Annotated in this window: 27 protein-coding genes and 2 tRNA genes; 6 read left to right on the top strand and 23 right to left on the bottom strand. The window is 69.3% G+C overall.

Annotated features, from left to right (window positions below; all coding sequences use genetic code 11):
• Positions 1-1,570: 1,570 nt before the first annotated feature.
• Positions 1,571-2,215 carry a lipoyl(octanoyl) transferase LipB gene (lipB, locus tag AWQ71_RS36030; RefSeq protein WP_067142634.1) on the bottom strand — a complete coding sequence of 215 codons (645 nt, stop codon included), beginning with the start codon at positions 2,213-2,215 and terminating at the stop codon, positions 1,571-1,573.
• A 611-nt stretch (positions 2,216-2,826) separates the two neighbouring features.
• Positions 2,827-3,015, bottom strand: a complete 189-nt coding sequence (locus AWQ71_RS41030) for a PspC domain-containing protein (protein ID WP_084259691.1) — start codon at positions 3,013-3,015, stop codon at positions 2,827-2,829.
• Positions 3,016-3,179: 164 nt separating this feature from the next.
• On the opposite strand from AWQ71_RS41030, the gene AWQ71_RS41035 reads away from it, so the two are divergent.
• Together AWQ71_RS41035 and AWQ71_RS36035 are read left to right on the top strand one after the other, a co-directional pair.
• Positions 3,180-3,353 (top strand): CsbD family protein, encoded by a 174-nt coding sequence (locus AWQ71_RS41035; RefSeq protein WP_084259692.1) that lies wholly within the window; start codon positions 3,180-3,182, stop codon positions 3,351-3,353.
• Between the two features lie 337 nt (positions 3,354-3,690).
• The gene (locus AWQ71_RS36035) at positions 3,691-4,269 is read left to right on the top strand and encodes an LURP-one-related family protein (protein ID WP_067142637.1); all 579 of its coding nucleotides are present in this window, start codon (positions 3,691-3,693) and stop codon (positions 4,267-4,269) included.
• Between the two features lie 126 nt (positions 4,270-4,395).
• On the opposite strand, the gene AWQ71_RS36040 is transcribed toward AWQ71_RS36035, so the two are convergent.
• The 4 genes from AWQ71_RS36040 to deoC are packed head-to-tail and all read right to left on the bottom strand — an operon-like array spanning position 4,396 to position 7,849.
• Positions 4,396-5,262 (bottom strand): aldehyde dehydrogenase family protein, encoded by an 867-nt coding sequence (locus AWQ71_RS36040; protein WP_067142639.1) that lies wholly within the window; start codon positions 5,260-5,262, stop codon positions 4,396-4,398.
• On the bottom strand, positions 5,255-5,452 hold the full coding sequence (locus AWQ71_RS42280; RefSeq protein WP_157570779.1) for a hypothetical protein: 198 nt from the start codon (positions 5,450-5,452) through the stop codon (positions 5,255-5,257). Before AWQ71_RS42280 ends, AWQ71_RS36040 begins: the two co-directional genes overlap by 8 nt.
• Positions 5,442-6,869 carry an aldehyde dehydrogenase family protein gene (locus AWQ71_RS36045; protein ID WP_067142642.1) on the bottom strand — a complete coding sequence of 476 codons (1,428 nt, stop codon included), beginning with the start codon at positions 6,867-6,869 and terminating at the stop codon, positions 5,442-5,444. Before AWQ71_RS36045 ends, AWQ71_RS42280 begins: the two co-directional genes overlap by 11 nt.
• A gap of 8 nt (positions 6,870-6,877) precedes the next feature.
• Complete coding sequence (deoC, locus tag AWQ71_RS36050; RefSeq protein ID WP_067142645.1) at positions 6,878-7,849, bottom strand: deoxyribose-phosphate aldolase; 972 nt, start codon at positions 7,847-7,849, stop codon at positions 6,878-6,880.
• Between the two features lie 257 nt (positions 7,850-8,106).
• Between deoC and AWQ71_RS42285 the strand changes: the two genes are divergently transcribed.
• A complete protein-coding gene (locus AWQ71_RS42285) occupies positions 8,107-8,271 on the top strand; it encodes a hypothetical protein (protein WP_157570780.1) in 165 nt (54 codons plus the stop codon).
• A 108-nt stretch (positions 8,272-8,379) separates the two neighbouring features.
• On the top strand, positions 8,380-11,256 hold the full coding sequence (locus AWQ71_RS44520) for an ATP-binding protein (protein ID WP_067142648.1): 2,877 nt from the start codon (positions 8,380-8,382) through the stop codon (positions 11,254-11,256).
• 23 nt (positions 11,257-11,279) lie between these two features.
• Here AWQ71_RS44520 and AWQ71_RS36060 read toward each other — a convergent pair whose 3' ends face one another.
• From AWQ71_RS36060 to AWQ71_RS36130, 15 genes are all read right to left on the bottom strand, one after another.
• Entirely contained in the window at positions 11,280-11,849 is a 570-nt protein-coding gene (locus AWQ71_RS36060; protein ID WP_067142651.1) for a TMEM165/GDT1 family protein, read from the bottom strand.
• 413 nt (positions 11,850-12,262) lie between these two features.
• The gene (locus AWQ71_RS36065) at positions 12,263-13,309 is read right to left on the bottom strand and encodes a UDP-N-acetylmuramate dehydrogenase (RefSeq protein WP_067142654.1); all 1,047 of its coding nucleotides are present in this window, start codon (positions 13,307-13,309) and stop codon (positions 12,263-12,265) included.
• Positions 13,310-13,381: 72 nt separating this feature from the next.
• The gene (locus tag AWQ71_RS36070; RefSeq protein WP_067142658.1) at positions 13,382-13,780 is read right to left on the bottom strand and encodes a hypothetical protein; all 399 of its coding nucleotides are present in this window, start codon (positions 13,778-13,780) and stop codon (positions 13,382-13,384) included.
• A gap of 53 nt (positions 13,781-13,833) precedes the next feature.
• The gene (locus tag AWQ71_RS36075; protein ID WP_067142661.1) at positions 13,834-14,262 is read right to left on the bottom strand and encodes a MaoC family dehydratase; all 429 of its coding nucleotides are present in this window, start codon (positions 14,260-14,262) and stop codon (positions 13,834-13,836) included.
• 2 nt (positions 14,263-14,264) lie between these two features.
• Entirely contained in the window at positions 14,265-14,714 is a 450-nt protein-coding gene (locus AWQ71_RS36080; RefSeq protein WP_067142664.1) for a MaoC family dehydratase N-terminal domain-containing protein, read from the bottom strand.
• A 609-nt stretch (positions 14,715-15,323) separates the two neighbouring features.
• The gene (gene rpmG / locus AWQ71_RS36085) at positions 15,324-15,488 is read right to left on the bottom strand and encodes a 50S ribosomal protein L33 (RefSeq protein WP_030921771.1); all 165 of its coding nucleotides are present in this window, start codon (positions 15,486-15,488) and stop codon (positions 15,324-15,326) included.
• 80 nt (positions 15,489-15,568) lie between these two features.
• A tRNA-Met gene (locus AWQ71_RS36090) sits at positions 15,569-15,642 on the bottom strand.
• A 207-nt stretch (positions 15,643-15,849) separates the two neighbouring features.
• Positions 15,850-15,922, bottom strand: a tRNA-Thr gene (locus tag AWQ71_RS36095).
• Between the two features lie 197 nt (positions 15,923-16,119).
• Positions 16,120-16,557, bottom strand: a complete 438-nt coding sequence (locus AWQ71_RS36100) for a hypothetical protein (RefSeq protein ID WP_067142666.1) — start codon at positions 16,555-16,557, stop codon at positions 16,120-16,122.
• Between the two features lie 63 nt (positions 16,558-16,620).
• The gene (locus AWQ71_RS36105) at positions 16,621-16,830 is read right to left on the bottom strand and encodes a transposase (protein ID WP_067142670.1); all 210 of its coding nucleotides are present in this window, start codon (positions 16,828-16,830) and stop codon (positions 16,621-16,623) included.
• 76 nt (positions 16,831-16,906) lie between these two features.
• Positions 16,907-17,413, bottom strand: coding sequence for a C40 family peptidase (locus AWQ71_RS36110; RefSeq protein WP_067142673.1), 507 nt, complete (start codon positions 17,411-17,413; stop codon positions 16,907-16,909).
• Positions 17,414-17,535: 122 nt separating this feature from the next.
• Complete coding sequence (locus AWQ71_RS36115) at positions 17,536-17,970, bottom strand: VOC family protein (protein ID WP_067142923.1); 435 nt, start codon at positions 17,968-17,970, stop codon at positions 17,536-17,538.
• Between the two features lie 97 nt (positions 17,971-18,067).
• Positions 18,068-18,922 carry a hypothetical protein gene (locus tag AWQ71_RS36120; RefSeq protein ID WP_157570781.1) on the bottom strand — a complete coding sequence of 285 codons (855 nt, stop codon included), beginning with the start codon at positions 18,920-18,922 and terminating at the stop codon, positions 18,068-18,070.
• A gap of 121 nt (positions 18,923-19,043) precedes the next feature.
• Positions 19,044-19,667 (bottom strand): GNAT family N-acetyltransferase, encoded by a 624-nt coding sequence (locus AWQ71_RS36125; RefSeq protein ID WP_245658865.1) that lies wholly within the window; start codon positions 19,665-19,667, stop codon positions 19,044-19,046.
• A 105-nt stretch (positions 19,668-19,772) separates the two neighbouring features.
• A complete protein-coding gene (locus AWQ71_RS36130) occupies positions 19,773-20,174 on the bottom strand; it encodes a VOC family protein (protein ID WP_067142679.1) in 402 nt (133 codons plus the stop codon).
• A gap of 89 nt (positions 20,175-20,263) precedes the next feature.
• Between AWQ71_RS36130 and AWQ71_RS36135 the strand changes: the two genes are divergently transcribed.
• Positions 20,264-21,214 (top strand): helix-turn-helix transcriptional regulator, encoded by a 951-nt coding sequence (locus AWQ71_RS36135; protein WP_067142681.1) that lies wholly within the window; start codon positions 20,264-20,266, stop codon positions 21,212-21,214.
• A 101-nt stretch (positions 21,215-21,315) separates the two neighbouring features.
• Here the strand turns inward: AWQ71_RS36135 and AWQ71_RS41040 are convergent, their stop codons facing one another.
• A complete protein-coding gene (locus AWQ71_RS41040; RefSeq protein ID WP_169806715.1) occupies positions 21,316-21,777 on the bottom strand; it encodes a GNAT family N-acetyltransferase in 462 nt (153 codons plus the stop codon).
• Positions 21,778-22,051: 274 nt separating this feature from the next.
• Positions 22,052-22,915, bottom strand: a complete 864-nt coding sequence (locus AWQ71_RS36145; protein ID WP_067142684.1) for an AraC family transcriptional regulator — start codon at positions 22,913-22,915, stop codon at positions 22,052-22,054.
• Between the two features lie 77 nt (positions 22,916-22,992).
• Between AWQ71_RS36145 and AWQ71_RS36150 the strand changes: the two genes are divergently transcribed.
• Positions 22,993-23,865, top strand: a complete 873-nt coding sequence (locus AWQ71_RS36150; RefSeq protein ID WP_067142687.1) for an alpha/beta fold hydrolase — start codon at positions 22,993-22,995, stop codon at positions 23,863-23,865.
• The last annotated feature ends 98 nt before the right edge of the window (positions 23,866-23,963 follow it).

Genomic DNA, 23,963 nt, shown 5'->3' on the forward strand with positions numbered 1-23,963 from the left:
CACACCCCCGGCGCGTCCGGCACCACCCCCACCGCCAACGCCGACGCGACCTGCCGCACCTGCGCCACCAACGGCCACGACACCCGACCCGCGTGGAAAGAGCCGTCGCCAGGAGTGAGCCCTTCCTGCTCGAGGGTTCCAGACCCGGCCATGGACGCAGACCCGGCAGAGAACGGGTCCGCGTCGGCGTCCACGGCGGACGGGTCGGGGTCGGAAGCTGCGCGGGGGGATTGGTCACCGTCGCCTGACGCAGCCGCGGAGTGAGCCTCGGACACCGGAACCGACTCACCCACCGGCGATTCCGCCTCAGCTGGCGGTTTTACCGAAGCCGCGTCCGGACCCAGATGACCAAGGAACGGCGGCACGGTTTTTGTCGAGGTCGCGCTATTCGCCGTTGAATTGCTTCCTTTCGCCGCATCAGGGAGAAAGTCGTCAATCGTAAATATGGCGGCACTACGGGGCGTTTCGCCCGTTTGGGCTGGCCCGGGGGTCGTGGCGCGCTCCCACCAGTCAGCATCACAAGGGCGGGACTCGTCGCGACCCGATAGTTCATCCGGAAAGAACCCGGCGGGCTCGAACAGCTGAGCCATGCCCACCCCCGATCGCAATTAGAACGCCTGTATGAATAATGCCAAAGGCGGCGGCGCTAATCAAGCCGAATTCGCAAAGAATTTCGAGGTGACAATCGATAGATATTTCGAGAAATATTCAGATGGCGGCATTAGTTCGTTTTGTCCGGAGGGAGCGTGGCCGGTCAGCGAGCACCAGACCATAGGCCCGTCAGGCCGGTCCGGCAGGCCCGGACCGCTGTGACCGCACGGCGCGGCGACAGCGGCGGCGACAGCGACAGCGACAGCGACAGCGACAGCGACAGCGACAGCGACAGCGACAGCGACAGCGACAGCGACGGCGACGGCGACGGCGACGGCGAGAAGGCAACATCGGCGCTGCAGGACGGATCGACACAATCCCCGTACCGGGGGTGGCCTGCTGCCCGCAGGACCGCCTCTCCGCCGACATCCGAAAGACCGGGCGAAGATCAGCACTGGTGGGCGATCAGCACCGGTGGGCGATCAGCACCGGTGAAGCGCCTTGCCCGCGCTACTCCTCCGGCAACAGAGTTCAGGTGCCGCGCAAGGTCAAGGGGGATTTCCGAGGACCGGAGAGCGTCATGGCCGGGCATAGTCGGGGCAACCACTACCTCTCGACGACACCGCTCGTACGGAACGCATCAGCGAGGTTGTGCCCTTCGTCGCTGGTCATGCTGGGGCCTCAGAGGCGGTTGCACTCCTGCCCGGCCGGGGCCTTCCACCTCGTTCTTCCGCCGTATGACTCAGCCCGGCACGGCTCGCCGCAGCGGTTGCTACCGCGCCTCAGCGTCGGCTGACCACGGCGCAGCGCCCTGCCGCTCAGCTCGACACGGCTACCCGGCCCCGGCCCGCATCGCACCGCACCGCACTGACTCGACGTCGCTCCCCCATCGCGCGTACGCCTGCGGGCTCCGGCGCGGATACGGGCAGCGGAACCAGGGCCGGCCACGTACGGCGACATACGGCGACGTCGGCCGTGGTTACTCCGTGGGCGCTGCCTCGAAAGCCTTGGCGACCACCTGCCGGGTCTCGTCCATCGATGCCTGGGCGCGCTCGCGCGCCACCGATGTCATATCGACGTCGGGCATCCCACAGGGGATGGCGAGGTCCCATGGGGTGAGATCGCCGTCCACGTTGAGCGCGAAGCCGTGGCTGGTCACAGCGCGGCTGGCACGCATGCCGATCGATACGATCTTGCGCTTGGTCTCCTTGGTCCAGACCCCCGTAAGCAGTTCCGAGCCCGGAGGGGTGTCGCGACGCTCAGCCGCGATCCCCAGCTCGCCGAGCGCCTCGACCAGCCGAAGCTCGACCTCGCGGATGTAGTCGACGACGCCCTCGTCGGCCCGAAGCTTCACGATCAGATAGCCGACCAGCTGTCCAGGGCCGTGGTAGGTGAGCTGCCCGCCACGGCCGGTCTGCATGACGGGGATTCCGTGGGAGGGGTCGGGCAGGTGCTCCGTAGGGGTGCGCTTCCCGACCGTGAACACGCTGGGGTGGCTGAGCAGCCAGAGAGTGTCCGGACGGGCGTCCTCCTGCCGCTCTTCGACCAGAGCGGCCATTCGCTCCATGGCCTTCTCATAGTCGACCAGATCATCCTGAATCAACGTCAACGGTCGTTCACGCATGGGGCACCTCCATTCGCGAGCATAGAACGGCCCTGCAAAACGAACGCACGCACCCCAGTGCGGGGCCGCCTCCCCGCACCGCGAAAACGGTCCGTGCCGGTACTGGAGCCCTGATCAGCGCGTTCGCGCCTCACCAGGGCCCACCTGAGGTTCCACTCCTCGCCCCAAAGGGGGCTCCTGCCCCCAGAAAGTTCGCGGACGGTTCGTACCGGGTGGAGTCTGGCCATGGGCGTCTCCGCATGAAGTCCGGACCCGACCGGACTGGTGATGCGGACGTCGACGGAGTGGACCGAGGCGCGATGGGAGACACCCCGGCCGGAAGGGAGGCGCGGACGCCGACGGACTCGACCGGGACGGCACGCGATGGGAGACGCCCCGAGCCGGACCTCCTCCTCTGATCATGACGCTGGTACGCGGGCGCCCTGGGTCATCGGCCGCCGGATGCGACCGCCCTGTGTCGCTATCGACCGGGCGGGTGGGCCGCGGTGACGCGATCGGCCACGCGCCCAGGGTGGCCTGGACGCGGAGGCGCGGACGGCACAGCACCGGATGCCGGGAACCAGCGCTGAGGACCGGTGCTGAGGACCGGTGCTGAGGACCGGTGCTGAGGGTCAGTAGTGCGTGCGCGAGGGCGCGACGGGGATGAAGACCCACATGATCAGGTAGATGACGAACTGCGGTCCGGGAAGCAGGCAGGACAGGAGAAAGAGCAGCCGGACTACGGTGGGCGGCATACCGAAGCGCTCCGCGATGCCTCCGCAGACCCCCGCGATCATCCTGTGTTCTCTGGATCGGTGCATGTAGCATTACCCCCTTTTCACCTGGTCCAACGAGCCTCCAGGAGGATCCGGTTCCGCCTCGAACCCTGACAAAACCCTGAGATAGTCCCGGGGTTCCCTTGCCCGCACAACGGACAGTTCTTCACGTGGCGGACAATCTGCCACATAACGGAAGGAAGTCTGACATGGGTATGGATGACAAGATTTCCAACAAGGCCAAGGAGCTCAAGGACAAGGCCAAGGAGCGCGCCGGCGAAATGACCGACGACGAGCGCCGCCAAGCCGAGAGCAAAGCCGACAAGGCCAAGAGCAACGTCAAGCAGGCCGGCGAGAAAATAAAGGACAAGTTCAAGGACTGATCAGCGTGACCGAGCGGGCGGCGGGGCTTCCTGAAGTCCCGCCGCCCGCTCGGCGTCGCCGTCGCTCCCATCCCCGTCCCCTGCGGCACCGACCGGCCCCCGGCACGTACGCGGCAGCACGCGCACGGGAAGACGACCCGCGAGGGGACCACGATGACGGGTCGTTCGGGAACGATGCGAGGGATGTGGCTGGTTCGGCCGCTTACGGCCGCCTACGCGGACGCGCCCCGCCGTCCCTCCGAGAGGGACGATCTTCTTCGACGCACCGGCGAATTGATTCCGCGTTGATGACGATCTCGCGATATAGGCTGATTAATCGGAACCCATGGAGCGTGTCATGGATATTTCGGTTCTTCAGCAGCAGACGCACCTGATCGTACGCCAGAAGATCACCATGATGGTGAACCGGTATGTCGTCCACGCGGTCCGGACGGACGGTTCGCCCGGCGAGGAGGTCGCCTTCGCGGAGCAGAAGCGGCTGGCCTTCAAGGAGCAGGTCACGCTCTACACCGACGAATCGCGACAACATGTGCTCGCGGGGTTCAAGGCCCGCAACGTGCTCGACCTCGCGGGCGAGTACGACGTGACCGACCAGGACGGCACGCCGCTCGGCGTGTTCCGCAAGGATTTCCGCCGATCGCTGCTGCGCTCGACCTGGCACGTCCGACAGCCGGGCCTGTCGACCTATACGGGCGCCGAGCGCAACACCACCGTCGCGCTCCTTCGCCGCTTCGGCGACTCGCTGTCCTGGCTGCCCTACCACTTCGATTTCAGCGTGGGGGCGTCGATCGCGTTCTCCGTCGAGCGGCGCTGGTCTCTCCGGGACAGCTATCTCGTGAGGATCCGCGACCCCCGCCTGGACCGCCGCCTGATCATCGCCACGGCCGTCGCGCTCGACGCGCTCCAATCACGCTGACCCCGAGCCCCGCCCAACGGCCCAAGCCAAAATCCTGACCGGACACCGCCGAGCCGGCTGTCCGGTGAGCGTCTCCCGGGGGCCGGCCAGCGGAAACAGTCGACCCCCGGAGAGACGCTCACCCGCTCAGACGCCGATCGGATGCCAGACGGTCTTCGTCTCCAGGAAGGCCGTCATGCGGTCCATACCCGGGTCGGCCAGCCAGTCGATCCGGTCGAGCGGGGGACGCAGGACACGCTTGAGGTTCTCCGCGGCGAGCTCCTCGCACCGCACCGCGAGGTCCGCGTCCGCGCCGGTGAGATCGATGGCGTTGACGTCCATGTGCCCGGCCAGCCAGGGGGCGATCTCCCCCGCCGAACCCGTCAGAATGTTCACCACGCCACCTGGCAGGTCCGACGTGGCCAGCACCTCGGCGAGCGTGATCGACGGCAGCGGCGCCCGCTCCGAGGCGACCACGACGCAGGTGTTCCCGGTGACGATCACCGGGGCGATCACGCTGACCAGGCCGAGCAGCGGCCCCATCGGCGGCGCGATCACCGCCACGACGCCGGTCGGCTCGACGGTGGACAGGTTGAAGTACGGCCCGGCGACCGGGTTGGCGGCGCCCCGGATCGCGCCGATCTTGTCCGACCAGCCCGCGTACCAGACGAGCCGGTCGACGGCCGCGTCCACCAGCTCGCCCGCCTTCTTGGCGGTGACGCCGTCGGCGTCGACCAACTCGGCCGCGAACTGGGCCCGGCGGCCCTCCAGCATCTCGGCGACGCGGTAGAGGATCTGCCCCCGGTTGTACGGCGTGGCCGACGACCAGCCGGGGAACGCCTTGCGGGCGGCGGCGACGGCGTCCCGCGCGTCCTTGCGGGACCCCTTGGCCGCGTTCGCCAGGAAATCACCCTTGGAGGAGGTCACGGCGTAGGACCTTCCGCTCTCCGAGCGCGGGAACGCCCCGCCGATGAACAGCTTGTACGTCTTGCGCACGGCCAGGCGCTCACTCATCGAAGGTTCCAATCTGGAGTGGACGGGCCGGCTGGTAGACCTGGCCGCACCGGCAGACGCCGCCGCGGTGCGCGAACCAGCCGTGCCGTACGGCGAAGCGACGGGAGCGGCGGCCGCGGGCGTACCCGGCCCCGGCCCCGGCGACGGCCCGCCGGGTCAGGCGGCGACGGCGGCGATGATCACACTGCAAGGTACGCCTCCAGTCCGTGTCGTCCGCCCTCCCGGCCGTAGCCGGACTCCTTGTAACCACCGAACGGCGAGGTCGGGTCGAACCGGTTGAAGGTGTTGGCCCAGACGACCCCGGCCCGCAGCCGGTCCGCCATCCACAGGATGCGGGACCCCTTCTCCGTCCAGATCCCGGCGGACAGGCCGTACGGCGTGTTGTTGGCCTTCTCGACCGCCTCGGCGGGGGTGCGGAAGGTCAGCACGGACAGCACCGGCCCGAAGATCTCCTCGCGGGCGATCCGGTGCGACTGGGCCACGCCGGTGAAGACGGTCGGCGGGAACCAGAAGCCCCGCTCGGGGATCGGGCAGGCGGGCGACCACCGCTCGGCCCCCTCGTTGACGCCGGCCTCGGCCAGCTCGCGAATCTTGGCGAGCTGCGCGGCGGAGTTGATCGCGCCGATGTCGGTGTTCTTGTCCATCGGGTCGCCGAGCCGCAGGGTGGACAGCCGCCGCTTGAGGGCGTCGAGCACCTCGTCGGCGACGGACTCCTGCACCAGCAGCCGCGAGCCGGCGCAGCACACGTGGCCCTGGTTGAAGAAGATGCCGTTGACGATGCCCTCGACCGCCTGGTCGAGCGCGGCGTCCTCGAACACGATGTTCGCGGCCTTACCGCCCAGCTCCAGCGAGAGCTTCTTGCCGGTGCCGGCCACCGACCTGGCGATCATCCGGCCGACCTCGGTCGAACCGGTGAAGGCGACCTTGTCGACGCCGGGGTGGTTGACCAGGGCCGCGCCGGTCTCGCCCGCGCCGGTCACGATGTTCACCACGCCGGGCGGAAGGTCGGCCTGGCGGCAGATGTCGGCGAACGCGAGCGCGGTCAGCGGGGTCGTCTCGGCGGGCTTGAGGACCACCGTATTGCCGCAGGCCAGCGCGGGAGCGATCTTCCAGGCGAGCATGAGCAGGGGGAAGTTCCACGGGATGACCTGCCCGGCCACGCCCAGCGGCCGGGGGTCGGGGCCGAACCCGGCATATCCCAGCTTGTCCGCCCAGCCCGCGTAGTAGAAGAAGTGCGCGGCCACCAGCGGCAGGTCCACGTCCCGCGACTCGCGGATCGGCTTGCCGTTGTCCAGCGTCTCCAGGATGGCCAGCTCGCGCGAGCGCTCCTGGATGATCCGGGCGATCCGGAAGATGTACTTGGCCCGCTCGGAGCCGGGCAGCGCGGACCACGTGGTGAACGCGGTGCGGGCCGCCTGGACCGCGCGGTCGACGTCCGCCTCGGTCGCCCAGGCGACCTCGGCCAGGACCTCCTCCGACGCCGGGTTGATGGTCTTGTGGTGGGTGTCGCCCTGGGAGTCGACCCATTCGCCGCCGATGAACAGCCCGTACGACGGCTTGATGTCGACGATCTCCCGCGATTCGGGCGCAGGTGCGTACTCGAACATGGGGCGCCTCAGTCCAGGGTGAAGTAGTCGGGGCCGGCGTACCGGCCGGTGGCCATCTTCTGCCGTTGCATGAGCAGGTCGTTCAGCAGGGTCGAGGCGCCCAGCCGGAACAGGTCGGGGGTGAGCCAGTCGGCGCCCACCGTCTCGTTGACGAGCACGAGGTTCTTGATCGCGTCCTTGGTCGTGCGGATGCCGCCGGCGGGCTTGACCCCCACCACGCGGCCGGTGCGCAGCCGGAAGTCCCGGACCGCCTCCAGCATGATCAGTGTCACGGGGAGCGTGGCGGCGGGCTGCACCTTGCCGGTGGAGGTCTTGATGAAGTCGGCCCCGGCCAGCATCGCGAGCCAGGAGGCCCGGCGCACGTTGTCGTACGTGGCCAGCTCGCCGGTCTCCAGGATCACCTTCAGATGCGCGCTGTGCTCGCCCTGTGCGCCTCCGGCACCGCAGGCGGCCTTGACCGCCACGATCTCCTCGAACACCTTCAGGTAGTCACCCGACAGGAACGCGCCGCGGTCGATCACCATGTCGATCTCGGCGGCGCCGGCCGCCACGGCGAGCGCGGTGTCGGTGACCTTCACATCCAGGGACGACCGCCCGCTCGGGAACGCCGTCGCCACGGAGGCCACCTTCACCCCCGAACCGTCCAGGGCGCGTACGGCGGTCGCCACGAGGTCGGGGTAGACGCACACGGCGGCGACACGGGGAACGGAGGGGTCGGTGGGATCGGGGTGAACCGCCTTGGCGCACATCGCCCGGACCTTACCCGGGGTGTCGGCGCCTTCCAGAGTGGTCAGGTCCACCATCGAGATGGCCAGGTCGATCGCCTGGGCCTTGGCCGTCGTCTTGATCGAACGCGTCCCCAGCATCGCGGCCCGCGCGTCCGCACCGACCCGGTCGACACCGGGGAGCCCGTGCAGGAACGCGCGCAGCGCCGCGTTGGAAGATGCGACCTCCGCGAACGGAGCAGTCGTAGTTGACACCTCCCCAGCATCGCCGACCGGTCTCACGGTTTCCAAACCGACCAAGGGCTGATGCGTCCAGAGCTTTTTTGGCAGATGTCGCCGGTCCCCGGCCTGAGCCGCCCTATACATGGGATGACCCAGTGACCGTGCCTAAGGAGGCTTAGTACGTCCTAAGCCCAAGGGGCCGCGCACAGATAGGGCATCCGCCTGATGTGCCGGAGGGGGCCTTAGCCCGAACCTTGAGTGTGTAAGGGAATTGAGAAGGAGAAACCAAGATGACTCCCGAACTGCACTACCAGCTCATGGTCAGCCGCGTGGCTGAGCTTCACGAGGAGGCGGCCCACCAGAGGACCGTACGCGCGGCGATCGCGGCGCTGAAGAAGCGACGCGCGAGCGCGCACCAGGCGCGGGCCGCTCTCGCCAAGACCCGCGTCGCATGACCTCGCTTCAAAGGCCCGGCCGGAGCCTCCCTCCCGGCCGGGCCTTTGCTCCTTCATAGGAGCGTTCACTGACCGGAAAACCGGCGCAATCCGGACGGATGGCATGTAATGCTTGACGACATGATGGCCCGGGCGGTGAGCCCCGTTTTCGTCGGACGGGGTGCGGAACTCGAGATGCTGGCCGAGGCGTTCGACCGGGCCCGCAAGCAGGCGGCTGCCGTGGTGCTGCTCGGCGGCGAGGCCGGCGTCGGGAAGTCCCGCCTCGCTGCCCGCTTCGCTGAGCAGGCCGCGCGGGACGGTGCCCACGTGCTCGTCGGCGGGTGTGTGGAGCTCTCCGCGGAGGGCCTCGCCTACGCCCCGTTCACCGCCGCCCTGCGGCAGCTCGTACGGGAGACGAGCACCGCCGACGTGGCGCGGCTGCTGCCCGACGGCTCCGAACGCGAGCTGGCCCGGTTGCTGCCCGAGTTCGGCGAGCCCAGCGGCAACCTGGACACCGAGTCGGCGCGGGCCCGGCTCTTCGAGCTGATCCTGACCCTGCTGGAACGGCTCGCCGAGCGGCGGCCGGTGCTCCTCCTCATCGAGGACATCCACTGGGCCGACCGCTCCAGCCGCGACCTCATCGCCTTCCTGAGCCGCAACCTGCGCAGCGCGCCCGTCCTCATGGTCCTCACGTACCGGTCGGACGAGCTGCACCGGACGCACCCCCTGCGGCCGGTGCTCGCGGAGCTCGCCCGGGTGGAGGGCGTCGTCCGGATCGACCTGCCCCGGTTCACCCACGACGAGGTGGCCGCGCAGATGGCCGGCATCCTCGGCGTGGCCCCGGAGTTCGCCAAAGTCGGCCGGGTGTTCGAGCGCAGCGAGGGCATCCCGCTGTTCGTCGAGGCACTGATCGATTGCGGCGACGACTGCACCTTCCCCGAGTCGTTGCACGACCTGATCAGCGCGTCCGTGGAGCGGCTCCCCGACGACACCCAGCACGTGCTGCGCATCGCCGCCGCGAGCGGGATCCGCGTGGGCCACGCGCTGCTCGCCGCGGTCAGCGGGCTGTCCGACGACGACCTGGAGCGGGCGCTGCGCCCGGCGATCGCCGCCAACGTCGTGCAGATCGCCGACGGCGCCTACATGTTCCGGCACGCCCTGATCCGCGAGGCCGTACACGACGATCTGCTCCCCGGTGAGCACATGCGGCTGCACGCGCGGTACGCGCTCGAGATCGACCGCGACCGGGACCTCGTGCCGCCCGGGCGGGCGGCCATCGAGATCGCCCACCACTGGCACTCGGCCCGCAACGACCTCTGGGCGCTCATCTCGGCGTGGGAGGCCGCGGAGAAGGCGGCCCGCGCCTTCGCCTACACCGAGCAGATCGACCTGCTCCAACGCGTCCTCACGCTCTGGGACAAGGTGCCCGACGCGGCCGAGCGGATCGGCGTGGACCACGTCACCGTGTACGAGCGCGCCTCCGAGAGCGCGTACCTGTGCGGTGAGATCGAGCGCTCCAAGAAGTTCGTCCACGGCGCCCTCGCGGAGCTGGACGAGGAGACCGAGCCGGAGCGGGTGGCCGAGCTACTGGTCCGCCGGGCCAACATCAAGATCCAGAAGCACACGTCCGGGTTCATCGAGGACCTCCGCCACGCCGAGCGGCTGGTCCCCCATCCCACCGAGGCCAGGGCGAACACGCTGAGCCATCTCGGCCGCGTCCTCATGCTCTGCGACGAGGTGACCGAGGGGACCGCGGTCACACAGGAGGCGCTCCGGATCGTCCGCGACCTCGGCGACGAGTGCCTGGAGGCGGACCTCCTGCTGAACCTCGCCCTCGGACACTCGATCTCGGGCGACCTGGAGCAGACCCGCGCCATCAACGACCGCGCGCTCTCCATCGGGAGACGCCTCGGCTCCGCGCGCATCAAGCTGCGCGCGATCGCCAACAACGTGGACACCCTGAACAACCTCGGCAGGTCCGAGGAGGCGGTACGGCTGGCCGTCGAGGGCGAGCGGCTGGCCAAGATGTACGGCAGGATGCGCGCCCAGGGCGTGTTCATCGCGAACAACCGGGCCGAGGCGCTGGAGGCCCTCGGCCGATGGGACGAGGCCCTCGACGTCAGCGCGCACGCCCTGACCATGGAGCCGACCCGGCAGAACCGCTGGCACCTGCTGCGGGTGCGGGCCGACATCGCGATCGCCCGCGGCGAGGAGGACACCGCCAAGAAGATCCTCACCGAGGTCGGGGCGTTCAGCCCCCGGTCGGAGGACGGGACGCAGGAGTGGGCGGCCAACACCCGCATGCTGATCAGCTGGCACCTGCTCCGCGGCGAGCCGGACAAGGCGGTCGAAGCGGCCGAGGCGGCGCTCGTCAACCCACGCTGGTCCAGGAAGGCCATGCTCGGCTGGCGGCTGCTCGCCGCGATCCGGGTCGCCTGCGACCGGGCAGCCGCCGTCGCCCCCGACCTCACCGCGACCGTACGCGGCCTGACCGACGTGTTCGCGGCCGACATGGTCACCGACGGACCGGTGGGCACGGCGTTCCGCCACGTGTACGAGGGCAGGTTCGACGAGGCGGCGGCCGGGTGGAAGATCCTCGGCCGCCCGTACCCGCGGGCCAAGGCCCTCGTGTACGGGGCGACCGCGACGGCGGCGCAGGGCGACCGCGACGGCGCCGCCGCACGGCTCCGCACGGCGAGACCGCTCGCCGAGGCGCTGCGCGCGGCCCCGCTCCTGGCCGAGATCGACGCCCTGGCCCGCCGGGTCGGCGCGGCCCTCGACGACGCGTCGGCCAGGAAGGCCGCGCCCGAGGTCACGCTGACCCCACGTGAGCTGGAGGTGCTCCGGCTGGTCGCCCAGGGCCGGACCAACCGCGACATCGCCGGCGAGCTGTTCATCTCGGCCAAGACCGTCAGCGTGCACGTGTCGAACATCCTGCCCAAGCTGGGTGTCTCGACCAGGGGCGAGGCGGCGGCCGCCGCCCACCGCCTGGCCCTGCTCGACTGAGCCCTCGCTCCGGGCGCGGCGGGTCACGCGAGCAGCGGCTCCAGCAGGAGGATCACACCGAAGACGGCGAACGCGGCGGCCGCGCCGTACTTGATCCACTTCTCGGGGAGGTGCGCGCCGAGGAAGCGGCCGATGACGATCGCCAGCGCGTCGGCCGCCACCATGCCGACCGTGGATCCGATCCAGGTGCCGAGCCAGCCGTGCTGCGTGGCGAGCGTGATCGTGGCGATCATCGTCTTGTCACCCAGCTCGCTGAGGAAGAACGCCACGGTCACCGCGACCAGCACGTTGCGCGTGGTCCGGGCGGCCTTCGACGACTCCTCGTCGCTGAGCTCGTCGCCGCGCAGGGTCCACGCGGCGAAGCCGAGGAAGGCGATGCCGGCGGCGATCGATATGGCGGTGGTGGGGAGGGCGTCACCGATGACCCGGCCGAGCCCGACGCTGACGAGGTGGACGACCGCGGTCGCCGTGGTGATGCCGACGAGCACCGGCCACACCTTGAACCGGGTCGCGAAGGTGAGGGCCATGAGCTGGCTCTTGTCACCGAGTTCGGCCACGAAGATCACGGCCAGGGATATCCAGAACGCTTCCAAGGGTCGCCTCTCGCTGCACGCGCGACCGGACCGCGTTCGGCACCCGGGGAGTTTCGGGCACACGACTTCGGCCCGGCAGCACAGGAACATGACTGTCGGGCCGAAGGTCTCGTCCGCCGCATGGGCTCCGTGACCGGGCGTGAAAGATCACACCAGTATGTCGATCAACGGATTCGGGACTACTCCCCTTCGGGTGGTACCTCCCCAACCTAGCGGATCCCCGCCGATGCCCATTCCCGGCCGTCCGCGGCCCTGTTCGCCCGTCACGGGCTCCGGGGGACCCCTCGGGGCCCTTTGGGGCTCCCGGGACCCTGAGGGGCGCAGGAGGCCTCAGGAGACCTCAGGCTCAGAGGGACGCAGGAGGCTCAGAATGCTCAGGAAGACCTCGGAGCTCAGAGCGGCTCAGAGGGGCTTCAGTCGGCGAGGGACACGCCCACCATGACGGGCTCGTTCACGAGGGTGACACCGAACTTCTCCAGCACGCCGTCCCGCACCTCCCGCGCCAGCGCGAGCAGCTCGGCGGCGTCCGCCTCTCCGGTGGGGTTCGTGAGGGCGAGCGTGTGCTTCGTCGAGATGCGCACCCGCCCCTTCTCGTATCCCTTGGGGAACCCGGCGTTCTCGATCAGCCAGGCCGCCGGGACCTTCACCGCGCCGTCCGGCATGCCCCACCGGGGGAAACCCGGCGCGCGGAGTTCGAGGTCGGCCGCCGCCGCCGCGTCGAGCACGGGGTTGGTGAAGAACGAGCCCGCGCTGCGCGTGTCCGGATCCTCCGGGTCGAGCACCATGCCCTTGCCCCGGCGGAGCGCGAGCACCGCCTCCCGCGCTTCGGCGAGCGGCACCCGCTCCCCGATCTCCACGCCGAGCCGCGCCGCCAGCTCCTTGTACGCCACCGGCCCGGACAGGGGCGACCGGGCCAGCGCGTAGGTGACCGCCAGCACGATGTGCCGCCCCGGCTCCTCCTTGAAGAGGCTGTGCCGGTAGGCGAAGCCGCACTGATCCGCGCTCAGCTCGCGGATCTCGCCGGCCGTCCGGTCGTAGACACGGACCCCGGTGACGGTCTGGGACACGTCCTGTCCGTACGCGCCGACGTTCTGGATGGGGGTGGACCCCACCAGGCCGGGGATCCCGGACAGGCACTCGACGCCGGCCAGCCCCTCGGTCACGCAGCGGAAGACCAGCGCGTCCCAGTCCTCGCCCGCCCGTGCGGTCACCCGCCCGTCGCCGGCGATCTCGACGCCGGTGGAGGCCGCCCGGACGACCAGTCCGTCGAACCCATCGTCGGACACGACCAGGTTGCTGCCGCCGCCCAGGATCAGCACCGGCTCGCCGTTCCGGTCGGCCTCGGCCACGGTCTCGACGAGCTCGTCCTCGGATCGCGCCTCCACGAAGGCGCGGGCCCGGCCGCCCATCCGCAACGTCGTGTACGGCGCGAGCCGCACTCCTGCCAAACGGTCAGCCATGCGTGATCCTCAAGCAAACGGTGAAAAGCGACAAACGGCCGCGGGGGAGGTCCCGCCGCGGCACGCCCCAGCCTACGGCCGGTCGGCGTCCGGCCGAGCGTCGTCGTCCGCCTCGTCCGCCTCGTCCGCGCGCTCGCTGATCGCCTCGGCGATGGCCTGGTCGACGCGGGACGTCGCGCTGCTCCCGTCCCACAGCAATTGGGAGGCGACCATGGACGGCTCTCCCGACGGCGTGAGGGCCGTCTCGATCGTCCCTCCCGGGTAGATCTCGTGCTTCGAGGGGCGCTCGGCCCGCCGGGAGGCACCACGGGCGGTCCGCGCCCCCTCGGATCCGGGGGCGGAGTCGGAGCGGTCCGGCGCCGGCTCCGGCTCCGGCTGAGGAGAGCCGGGGCCGCAGCGCCGTGCGGACTCGGCGCCCTTCACCGGCTCCCGGTCGTTCCCCTCACCACGCTGCTCGCTCGATCGCGTCATGCGGGGACGCTTACCCCCGCGTTCTCCCGCAAACCTCGGCCGGGAAACCGGGGTCAGGAGAGCTGGACGATGGCGCGGGCCTTGGACAGGACCCTGCTGTCACCCGACTTGGCGGTGAGAACGACCACGACGCGCTTATCCTCGAGCTTCTCCTCGACGATGCCGCTGACCGTGATCACGGCGCCCTTGTCGTCGTCGGGCACGACCACCATGGACGAGAAACGGACGCCGTAGTCGACGACCGCGGCCGGGTCGCCCGCCCAGTCGGTGACGAAGCGTCCGCCCTGAGCCATCGTGAACATGCCGTGGGCGATGACGTCCGGCAGGCCCACGGACTTGGCGAAGCGCTCGTTCCAGTGGATCGGGTTGAAGTCCCCGGAGGCGCCCGCGTACTTCACCAGGTCCACCCGGTGCACGGGGAACTCGACGGCGGGGATCGCCTGCCCGACCGTGACCTCGTCGTACTTGACCGTCGCAGCCATGGTTACGCCGCCCCTCCGCGCTCGACAATGACGTTGTAGGTCCGGCAGACGAGCTCACCTTCGGGGGTCGTCACGTCGCCCTGCACGGTCAGGAACTCGTTGCGGCCCACGCTGCGGATCTCGGTGATCGTGGAGGTGCAGATGAGCTGGTCGCCGGCGTAGATGGGGCGCTGGTACTCGAAGCGCTGCTCACCGTGGACGACCATCGCATAGTTGAGACCGAGCTCGGGGTCGGCGAACGCCTCGCCGGCGCTGGCCAGGCTGAACACGATCGGGAAGGTCGGCGGCGCGACGACGTCGGGGTGTCCGGCCTCGGCGGCGGCGGCCCGGTCGACGTAGATCGGGTTGGTGTCGCCGATCGCGGTGGCGAACTCCTTGATCTTCACGCGGCTGACCTCGTAAGGGGTGGGCGCCGTATACGCCCGCCCGACGAAATCACGGTTCAAAGCCATCGGTGCCCATGCTCCTTCGCGGCTACAGAGCGGAAAGGCCGACGGTAACAGAACAACATTCGGCTGTCGTGGGTCGGGCTTTCGCCGTACGCCGGCCAGGACCAACGTTAGCCCGGCCGGCCGGTTGGATCATGTGTCGCCTCGCGCCAACGACGCCCACCATGGTTCTGTATCGAGACGACAAAGCGGGCTTCCCAATGACACGGCGTTCGCGCCCCGCGCCCGGGAGGTTCCGTGCCGGGAGAGATTCATGCCCCGGAGAGATCGGCGCCTCGGAGAGTTCCGGGCCTCGGATTTCCGGGCCCGAAGACGCGAGAAACCGGCGCTCCACTTCGGGAACGCCGGTTACGCGTTTTATGACCTGCCGGGTTTACCGCCTGCCGCGGGCACCGCATACCCTCGCCCTGGGCAGCACCTCGTCCGCTGCCAAGGGACACCCCGTGTCTCACCTCGGCGCGTTCGAACGCACGCTTCTCTCGCCCTGCTCTCGCGGGCGCTGCGGGCGACTTCTCCGGAAGCCCTACCGCCTGGGAGGCGTGGTGCGCCCTGCCCTGGTTTCCAGGAGCGCGATGGGCAGCACGTCGCGACGTTCTGCCCGGAAGACGCCGGTTAGCGCGTCTCGCGGTGCGCCTGGTGCGTCTTGCAGTTGGGGCAGTACTTCTTCAGCTCAAGCCGATCCGGGTCGTTGCGCCGGTTCTTCCGCGTGATGTAGTTGCGGTGCTTGCACTCCTGGCAGGCCAGCGTGATCTTCGGCCTAACGTCTGTGGCAGCCACGTGGGAGTGCCTTTCTACGTCTGGGACTACTGGACAACCCGAAACTCGGCTCCCTGTGTGAGAGAAACCGAGAAGGGTAGTAGCGGAGGCCGGACTTGAACCGGCGACACAGCGATTATGAGCCGCTTGCTCTGCCTGACTGAGCTACTCCGCCTTGAACCGGCAAAATCGACCGGCCACGCAAGGATACCCGACCTGTACGGCTGTTGCGCACCCGCATACAGCCCCTGATCGGGTTCAGGTATCCCCCAGTGTGCCGGAACTCACGAGAGAAACCCAAACCGTTTCTGATGGGAGGAGTGAACCCCTCCCATCACGCCAAAAGACCCGCCCGAAAGATCGAGCGGGACTTGTTAGCGAGAGCCCCCAAACGGAATCGAACCGTTGACCTTCTCCTTACCATGGAGACGCTCTGCCGACTGAGCTATAGGGGCGTGCCCGCCGCCGCTCTCGCGCTGCGGACAGGTGCAACCATACACGTCCCCAGCGGTTGATGCGAAATCAAAGTGCGGCCGCGCAACGCGCTGCGAGAAGCGGCTCCTGAATCGGCACGCCGCCGCTCCGGCCCCGGCGCGGCCGACCTGCGATCTTGTGCGTCCGGCCACCGTCCTGACCATGAAAAGGGCGGCCGCTACTCGTCCTGCGGCGCCGGCAGGGAGCCCTTCAGATCGGCCGTCTCCCTCTCGGCCGCGGGCAGGCTCGCCTTGATCGCGTACCTGGTGAAATAGCCGTCACCCCTGTACGGCACGACGTCGCTGAGGGTGACGGTCGCGCCGTAGGGGTGGTCCTGGCAGCGCGGGAGGCACCAGGTGCCGCTCAGCCGGCCGACGCCGACCGCCCGCTCGGGTCCCCAGCTCCGCCAGCTCATCCCGCTGACGGTGCTGAACTCCGACAGCACGAGGGACGGGGGACGCTGATCGTTCCTGCCGTTCTCGTCGCCGTACAGGTTGAGCACGTAGATCGGCGCCTCCTCGGCGGGAGCCGTACGGACGGCCTGGCTCGCGCAGGCGGCGAGGCTCAGGGCGGCCAGGCAGAGCACGGCCGGGCGGAGTGCGGCGGGCAGGCGCATGGTTCCCCCTCGTGAGACCGGGATTCTCCGAGGTTAGAGGGGGCGCGCCCGGCTCGTGGGGAACTACGGGAGCGCGGCCCGGCGGTCGTCGTCACGCGTCGGGAAGGGGATCACTTCACAAAGGTCGGCAAGGTCGACATGCCGGGCGACCTCCTCGACTGAACGGCAGTCGGCGATGGGCAGCCCGTGCCTCCAGACCTGGAGCACCTGGCGGCCGTCCCGGATCGCGGGCACGATCTCGTAACCGTCGGGACCCACCCATCGCCGTTCCATAATCCGACAAACTATCGCTTTGCCCCGTCAATTTCTCAGAGCATCACAAACCACGCCAGCTCCGGCGAGACGTCCGTCAGCCCGAGTAGTGATAGAAGCCGAGCAGGTCCTTCACCTCGCCGATGTCATCGATCCGCGTGGTCGTGCCGGTAGCGAAGGCATTGATCATCTTGCCGCCGCCGATGTAGACGCCGACGTGATGGGTCTTCCTCCGGCTGCCGTAGAACACGAGATCACCGGGGCTGGGCGTACGCACCCTGCGCATCCGACGGATGTGGTCGTCCGTGGTGCCCCGGCCCAGCACGTCGTCGCCGTAGGCGAGCCGGTACATCCATCGGGTGAAGCCGGAGCAGTCCAGGCCCAGGGTGCGCTCCGCCGGGCAGGGCCGTACGGACCCGCTGTAGCCGCGACAGGTCCCCTGAGACGGGCCCGGCCGCTTCCCGTGGCCGCCTCCCCAGGAGTACGGGATGCCCCGGGAGGCATAGGCGTAGCCGACGACCTTGGCGAGCTCGTCGGCGCGCGGGATCGATCCGGCGGCAAGGAAAAGCACGGCCGCCAATGCGGCGAGGCGCCCCCAACGCATGGATGCGACGATAGCTTTCCTCCCGCTTTGTCGCATCCACCTTTCCGCGGTCACCTTCTCCCTTCTCCCTGCTCCCTGTGGCCTCCGCCCGGTGACCGGCCCACCGCTCCTTACGTGTCCGGTCAGCAGCCCGCCGTGGGCTCCTGGGGCTCCGTGGCCGGCTGGGTGATCCGGATCGCGTTGCCGAAGGGGTCGCGCAGCGCGCAGTCGATGCCGTAGAAGTGCTCGGTCGGCTCCTGCGTGAACTCGACGCCCTTGGCGCGCAGCGACTCGTATGTCGTGCGGCAGTCGTCCGTGCTGAAGATGGTCAGGCCGATCGCGCCCTTGGCGACCAGTTCCCGTACCTGATCGGCCGTCGCCTCGTCCAGCGCGGGCGGGCCGGGCTTCTCCAGCAGGATCTGGCGCTCCGGCTGGCCGGGCACGTTGACGGTCAGCCAGCGCATGAACCCCATATCGAAATCGGAGTGGACCTCCAGGCCCAGCGTGCCGACGTAGAAATCGAGAGCTTCGTCCTGGTCAAAGACGTAGATGTGCGAATGCGTGAGTGACGTAACCATGCAGACCACGCTAGCCATCCGCGTCCACGCGGGGCTTCTCCGAAACTGCTCGCTCGCGTCCAGGACATCGCGAAACACGACGGCGCGCCCCAGGGTCTCAGCCCTTGCTGAAGCCTCTGCGACGGCGCAGGAGCAGTCCGGTGGCGGCCGCGAGGGTGACCACCGAGCCGATCAACACGATCACTCGTCCGTCCGGGCCTGTCTCACCGCCTCCGCCGGTTGCGGCTCCGCCCCGCGGCGTCTTGAACACCTCGTTGTCTTTCTCCCTCGGTTCCTCCGGGGACTTCGTCACGGTCACCGTGACGGTATGCGTCGGCAGGCTGCTCGCGCTCGTCGTGGCGCTGGGGGTCGGCTCGGGGCTCGACGTCGGGGTGGCGGAGTGGCTCGGCTGGCCGCCTGCGGAGGCGACGGTGAGGGTATAGGTCTTGAGAGCGCCGGCGTTCCGCACCTCGCACTTGATCGACGACGGTCCGGTTTCGGTCCCGAAGTTGATGGCGCCCGGCCGTACCGTCGCCGTGCCCGTGTTTCTGGCGGTGGTGCTCAGAGAGACCGTGGTCGCCGGCAGGGGAAGGATCTGCCCAGGGCTGAGCGTGGCGAGTTCTTCCGCTCCTGTCGCCGACGACAACTGGGACAGCCCGCTGATAGCCGCGTACGCGTACAGCTTGGTGCCACTCGGCAGCCCCGTGGCGGGCACCCTCAGCTCGCTGCCGTCGGCGTACGTTCCGTGCCAGCCGATGGACATCTGCCGATCCACCGTGGCGTCGGTCGGCATCGTCAGCTCGATCTTGACCTTGACCTCCTGCTTCTCGGCCGCGCCCGAGGTGGTGCATTCGTAATCGACGATGTCGGTGACCGTGTCCCGCCGCGCTTCGGGTACGGCGGCCCGCGCGGGCGAGCAGAGAAGGATCAGGCCGCCCACCACGACGGCCGAGAGCATGGGGCGGATGCGCAAGACGCCTCCTGTTGTGACAAAGGGGATACAGGAGAGACGGCGCGCGACGCCATCCGGTTGACACCGGTCGGCCGTATTAAGTGCGTCGTGGAGACTGGGCTAATTCCGCGAATCAGGTACTTCAGCGGATGGGCAGCGTTGGATGCGGCGCGCTCGGAATGCCCGCCATGGTGTTGGTGATGGCCCACCGTTCGTGATCGCGCCAGGCTCCGTCGATGTACAGCAGATCGGGCGCGTATCCCTCACAGCGGAACCCGAGGCGCTGGACCAGCCGCAAGGAGGCGTGGTTGTCCGGCTGGATTTGCGCCTCCAGCCGGTGGAGGCGCAGTTGCTCGAACGCGTAGCGCAGCACCAGGCCGAGGCCCTCGAACATGTATCCCTGACCGGCCGTGGGAGCGAAAGCCGCGTAGCCGAGGGAGGCGGACTGGAACCGTCCGCGAATGATGCTGTTGATATTGACGTTGCCGGCTATGGCACCGGTGTCACGTACGCAGACGAGCAGCCCCTGGTTGGACAGTTGGTCGTCGAACCGCCCGACGTACGCCTCGAACTCCTCCGCCGTGGCGGGCAGGGACATCCACGGATGGTGCAGGTCGACGCTGGCGCGGGCCAGCCGGAGAAACTCGTCCTGGTCATGGCGGGTGATCCCTCGCAGGATCACACGGGAGGAATCTCCCCGCGGAGCGGTGTGGTCGGCGTCGATCACTGCCGCCCGTCGGGCCTCGGCGTCGTCATCGGAGATCACCGGCACAGGGTAGCCGACCGGCCGGCGGCCCCCCGGAGAGCGCCGCCCGGCCGACATCCGCTCGTGGTGCCCGGCGGGCCACGCCGACGACGGACGGAAAGAGCATCATCGGTCCAGGACCTCAAGGTAGTGCTGGTTGTACATGACGCCGAGGACGTTGCCGAAGGGGTCCACCACGGAAGCGGTGACGAAGCCGGGTCCGCGCTCGATCGGCTTCTCGTGCGCCGTGGCGCCCAGGGACAGCAGCCGCTCGAAGGCGGCCTCGACGTCGTCCACGTGCCAGTAGGCCACCGCGCCGCCGGCCGTATCCGGACGATGCGGGGCGAAGCGGCTGTCAATGATGCCGAGTTCGTGCTGGTAGTCGCCGACGCGGAACTCGACGTAGGCCGGCGTCCCCTCGATCGGACGCGCGAAGTACGGCTCGATGCCGAGCAGTTCGCCGTACCAGCGGGCGGCGGCGGCGACGTCGTCGGCGAAGAAGCTGATGGTGGTGAGGCCGCGCAACATGGGTGGGTCCCTTCCTCAGTGGGTGATATCTCCCATCCTCTGCTCAAAAGTGCTCACCTTCTGAGCACTTTGTTGGAGAATCTGGGGCCATGCGTGCTGACCGTCTCGTAGCCGTCCTGCTGCTGATGCAGGCCCGTGGCCGGGTGACCGCGGCGGAACTGGCCGCCGAGCTGGAGGTGTCCGTCGCCACCGCCCGCCGGGATCTGGAGGCGCTGTCGGCGGCGGGCGTCCCGGTCTATCCGCAGCCTGGACGCGGCGGCGGCTGGTCCCTCGTCGGCGGTGCCCGTACCGACCTCAGCGGCCTGACCGCCGCCGAGGCACAGGCGCTGTTCCTGCTCGTCGGCCCCGCCACGGCCGTCTCGTCCGAGGCCAAAGCGGCGCTCCGCAAGCTCGTACGGGCCCTGCCCCGGACCTTCCGGGCCGACGCCGAGGCCGCCGCCGAAGCCACGATGATCGACCCCACCCGGTGGGGCGAACGCGACCGCCCCCGGCCCGCCACGGTGGACCTGCTGCAGACCGCCGTGGTCCGCCGCCGCAAGATCCGCCTGACGTACGCCGGTCGCGCCGGAGAGCGAACGGAGCGGCTGGTCGATCCATGGGGCCTGATCGACAAGGACGACGTCTGGTACCTCCTCGCCGGAACCGACCGAGGGCGGCGAACCTTCCGCGTCGACCGGATCATCCAGGCCGAGCCGACCGATCAGGCCGCCGACCGCCCCGACGACCTCGTCCTCGCCAACGCCTGGCAGGAGGTCGTCGACGAGGTCGAACGGCGCCGCTCCCGCACCTGGGCGACCGTGCTCGTCGAGGAGCGGTTCGTGCCGATCCTGCGCGACCAGTTCGGACGGCACTGCCACGCCGACGGCGACCCCGAGCAAGGACGCGTGCGGGTCCGCCTCGCCGCCCCGACTCCCCTGGACATCGCCCGCCACCTCGCCGGCTGGGGCGCGATGATCGAGGTCGTCGAACCCCCCTCCGTCCAGGACGAACTCACCCGCATCGGCACCGAACTCGTCGCCCGCTACACCGGCGGACGATGACACCGGGCACGGCGGCGCCGACATCCTCCCCCACGCCCACGCCAAGCGCCCCTACGACCGACGCCCACACAACTGGAGGCGGGCGTTCTCAGGGGCGCCTCTCAGCCCTGTGCCAGCCTGGCGGTCTGAACCGCGGCCGGGACCTGCTGGAGATAGAGCCGGAATCCCTCCGCTTCCGGCTCGAACCCCAACGAGGTGTAGAGCCGATGCGCGCCATCGGTGGCATGGCGCTTGTGAGACAGAAGCTGGACCTTGTTGCATCCCGCAGATCGAGCGTCGTTGAGGAGCCGACGCATGATCGCGGCGGCCATGCCCTTGCGACGATGAGCTGCAGCGACCACGACCGCCTCGACGAACGCGGTGGGGGCACAACCGTAGGTCAGGTTCGGCATCACCATCAGCGTTGCCGTCCCTACCACCTGCTCGTCGACCTCGGCGAGATAGACGGTGAGTCCGCTGGATCGCATCATCTGTTCCCAGGTCTGCCGTTCCAGATCCGAAGCCTCGCGCGGAGAGCCACCATCTGGGACGTGTTCTGCGGCGTAGACCTGCAAGACGGCCACCAGATCCTCGGGGCGGGCAGTTCGAACGGCGCACGCTGCGGCAGCATTTGTCACTCGATGAGCATGTCCGTCTGAAACGGTCGTCGCCAAGACGGCACCCTCGACCTGAGGGCCGGACGCCGGCCGAAAATGCGGCCAGCTTTCCGACACCGAGCGCTCGGCTTTGGCCGTCGCGCTTCCCGCCCTCACCCGCGCCCTACGTGAGGTCACCGCCGCCTCAACGAGCTAGTGCCCCTCCCGCCAATTTGTGATCAGGCTCCCGGCGGTAGCCGTCTCACCTCCGACCGGCGACCGAACCGGCGGGTGCTTCGCGGCTGGGCCAGGCCATGTCGTCGACCGCCAGAAACGACTCGCCGGCCACGGTCACGGGGGTCACTCCGGTGAACGCCATGACGTCCCGATGCAGGTGGGATTGGTCGACGTAGCCGGCGTCGGCCGCGACTCGGGCGGCACCTTCACCCGCGACCAGGCGGTGGACGGCATGGTCGAAACGGACCAGCTTCACCGCGCGCTTGGGCGGCAGGCCGAGCTGCGAGCGGAACCGGGACCACAGGCGCTTACGGCTCCATCCGACCTCGGCCGCCAGTCCTTCGACCCGGACCCGGCCGCGGCTGCCGGCAATCCGGCGCCAGGCCCAGGCCACCTCCGGGTCTATCGGCGCCCCCGCCTCATGCCGGCGGGCGAGCAGCGCGTCCGTCAACGCGAAGCGTTCCTGCCACGACGAGGCATCGCTCAGTTGCTCACGGATTCGTGCCGCCTCCCGGCCCCACAGATCGTCCAGGACCACCACAGCGCCGTCGAAGTCGGTTGGGGAGGCGCCCAGAACCGCGCGTGCGATCATCGGGGACAGGCGGACCTGCACGCACTCGACGTTCTCGCCCCGCGCCCAGACCGCGCCTCCGGACCCGAACCCGGGCCCGGCGACGACGCATCCCAACTGCTGCCGCCCGGCGGCATGGTCCAGGACGGACGAACCGGCGCCGAACTCCAGAAGCAGCGTCACGGCCGGGTGCGGGACCATCCGGAGCGCGTCCAGGGAACGGACGCCGAACCCGGCCATGGTGACACCGGCCACCCGACTGGGCCGCTGCGGACATGCGACGTCCCACACAGCCGCGCCGTGCACGAAGGTCCGCACCGCCCCATGCTATGCGGGCCGATTGAAGGGAACATATGTCCAATCCGCCAGCGCGTACTGGCGGCGACAGTGGCCTCATGACTACTCCTGACGGGCAACCGCACGTGAACGGCGACGCCGAGGCCGAGGCCGAGGCCACCGAGAGTTCGCCCCTGTCCCCGGACGACGGCGACATCTACCTGTGCCAGGACGGTCCCCGCGACGCCCCCGCACTGCTGCTCATCCACGGGACCGCGTCCTCGGCCCGCTCATGGGACATGCTGGTTCCGATGCTGACCGGATCCCATCGCGTCATCCGGGTCGACCTGCTCGGGCACGGCCGGTCAGCCAAACCGGCCGCCGATCGCGGCTACGAGACCCCCGAGCAGGGACGCCGGGTCGGCGTGGAACTGGACCGGCTCGGCGTCAAACACGCCATAGTCGTCGGCCATTCCAGCGGCGGCGCGGTCGCCACCGCCCTCGCCGAACAACGCCCCGACCTGGTGACCGCGCTCGCTCTCGTGAACACCGGACCCAGCATGGACGCGTACATCGCACCGGAGTCCGCCGCGAGCGGCTCCTCGCAGTGGCCGCCGACCGACGAGCAGATCCGCCAGCTCGCGAGCACCGGTTTCGGCCGCGCGGACTACCAGATCCCACAAGAGTTCGTGGACGATCTGCGCGGTATGACCTACCACGCGTTCACCGCGGTAATGCGGGCGGGCCGCGCCTACCTGGAGCAGCGGGCGCTCCCGGATCGGCTGATGGTCCTCGGCATGCCGCTGCTGGTGATCTTCGGCGAGGAAGACCGGAGATGGCGATCCTCATCCGCCGCCGACTACCGTGTCGTTCCGGGCGCGAAAATCGAGTTGCTGCCCGGTGTCGGGCACTCGCCCATTCTGGAAGATCCGCCGCGTACCGCCGCACTCCTCCTTGCCTTCACCGCGGCCCACGCCGCGCGGGCGGACTGAACGAGACGATCGCGATGGTCACGCCGGCGACGACGCCACTGGTGATCGCCCCGTAGACGGCCGGACCCGACACGAGAGGCCCGTCACCGCGTTTCCGT

This window comes from Microtetraspora malaysiensis, from assembly GCF_001528665.1.
GTDB classification, from domain to species: Bacteria; Actinomycetota; Actinomycetes; order Streptosporangiales; family Streptosporangiaceae; genus Microtetraspora_A; species Microtetraspora_A malaysiensis.

What these genes read in the sequence shown, in the direction of transcription:
- lipB (WP_067142634.1), bottom strand. Translation starts at nt 2,215, where the DNA reads ATGCGTGAACGACCGTTGACGTTGATTCAGGATGATCTGGTCGACTAT.
- AWQ71_RS41030 (WP_084259691.1), bottom strand. Translation starts at nt 3,015, where the DNA reads ATGCACCGATCCAGAGAACACAGGATGATCGCGGGGGTCTGCGGAGGC.
- AWQ71_RS41035 (WP_084259692.1), top strand. Translation starts at nt 3,180, where the DNA reads ATGGGTATGGATGACAAGATTTCCAACAAGGCCAAGGAGCTCAAGGAC.
- AWQ71_RS36035 (WP_067142637.1), top strand. Translation starts at nt 3,691, where the DNA reads ATGGATATTTCGGTTCTTCAGCAGCAGACGCACCTGATCGTACGCCAG.
- AWQ71_RS36040 (WP_067142639.1), bottom strand. Translation starts at nt 5,262, where the DNA reads ATGAGTGAGCGCCTGGCCGTGCGCAAGACGTACAAGCTGTTCATCGGC.
- AWQ71_RS36045 (WP_067142642.1), bottom strand. Translation starts at nt 6,869, where the DNA reads ATGTTCGAGTACGCACCTGCGCCCGAATCGCGGGAGATCGTCGACATC.
- AWQ71_RS42285 (WP_157570780.1), top strand. Translation starts at nt 8,107, where the DNA reads ATGACTCCCGAACTGCACTACCAGCTCATGGTCAGCCGCGTGGCTGAG.
- AWQ71_RS44520 (WP_067142648.1), top strand. Translation starts at nt 8,380, where the DNA reads ATGCTTGACGACATGATGGCCCGGGCGGTGAGCCCCGTTTTCGTCGGA.
- AWQ71_RS36065 (WP_067142654.1), bottom strand. Translation starts at nt 13,309, where the DNA reads ATGGCTGACCGTTTGGCAGGAGTGCGGCTCGCGCCGTACACGACGTTG.
- AWQ71_RS36070 (WP_067142658.1), bottom strand. Translation starts at nt 13,780, where the DNA reads ATGACGCGATCGAGCGAGCAGCGTGGTGAGGGGAACGACCGGGAGCCG.
- AWQ71_RS36075 (WP_067142661.1), bottom strand. Translation starts at nt 14,262, where the DNA reads ATGGCTGCGACGGTCAAGTACGACGAGGTCACGGTCGGGCAGGCGATC.
- AWQ71_RS36080 (WP_067142664.1), bottom strand. Translation starts at nt 14,714, where the DNA reads ATGGCTTTGAACCGTGATTTCGTCGGGCGGGCGTATACGGCGCCCACC.
- AWQ71_RS36100 (WP_067142666.1), bottom strand. Translation starts at nt 16,557, where the DNA reads ATGCGCCTGCCCGCCGCACTCCGCCCGGCCGTGCTCTGCCTGGCCGCC.
- AWQ71_RS36105 (WP_067142670.1), bottom strand. Translation starts at nt 16,830, where the DNA reads ATGGAACGGCGATGGGTGGGTCCCGACGGTTACGAGATCGTGCCCGCG.
- AWQ71_RS36110 (WP_067142673.1), bottom strand. Translation starts at nt 17,413, where the DNA reads ATGCGTTGGGGGCGCCTCGCCGCATTGGCGGCCGTGCTTTTCCTTGCC.
- AWQ71_RS36115 (WP_067142923.1), bottom strand. Translation starts at nt 17,970, where the DNA reads ATGGTTACGTCACTCACGCATTCGCACATCTACGTCTTTGACCAGGAC.
- AWQ71_RS36130 (WP_067142679.1), bottom strand. Translation starts at nt 20,174, where the DNA reads ATGTTGCGCGGCCTCACCACCATCAGCTTCTTCGCCGACGACGTCGCC.
- AWQ71_RS36135 (WP_067142681.1), top strand. Translation starts at nt 20,264, where the DNA reads ATGCGTGCTGACCGTCTCGTAGCCGTCCTGCTGCTGATGCAGGCCCGT.
- AWQ71_RS36150 (WP_067142687.1), top strand. Translation starts at nt 22,993, where the DNA reads ATGACTACTCCTGACGGGCAACCGCACGTGAACGGCGACGCCGAGGCC.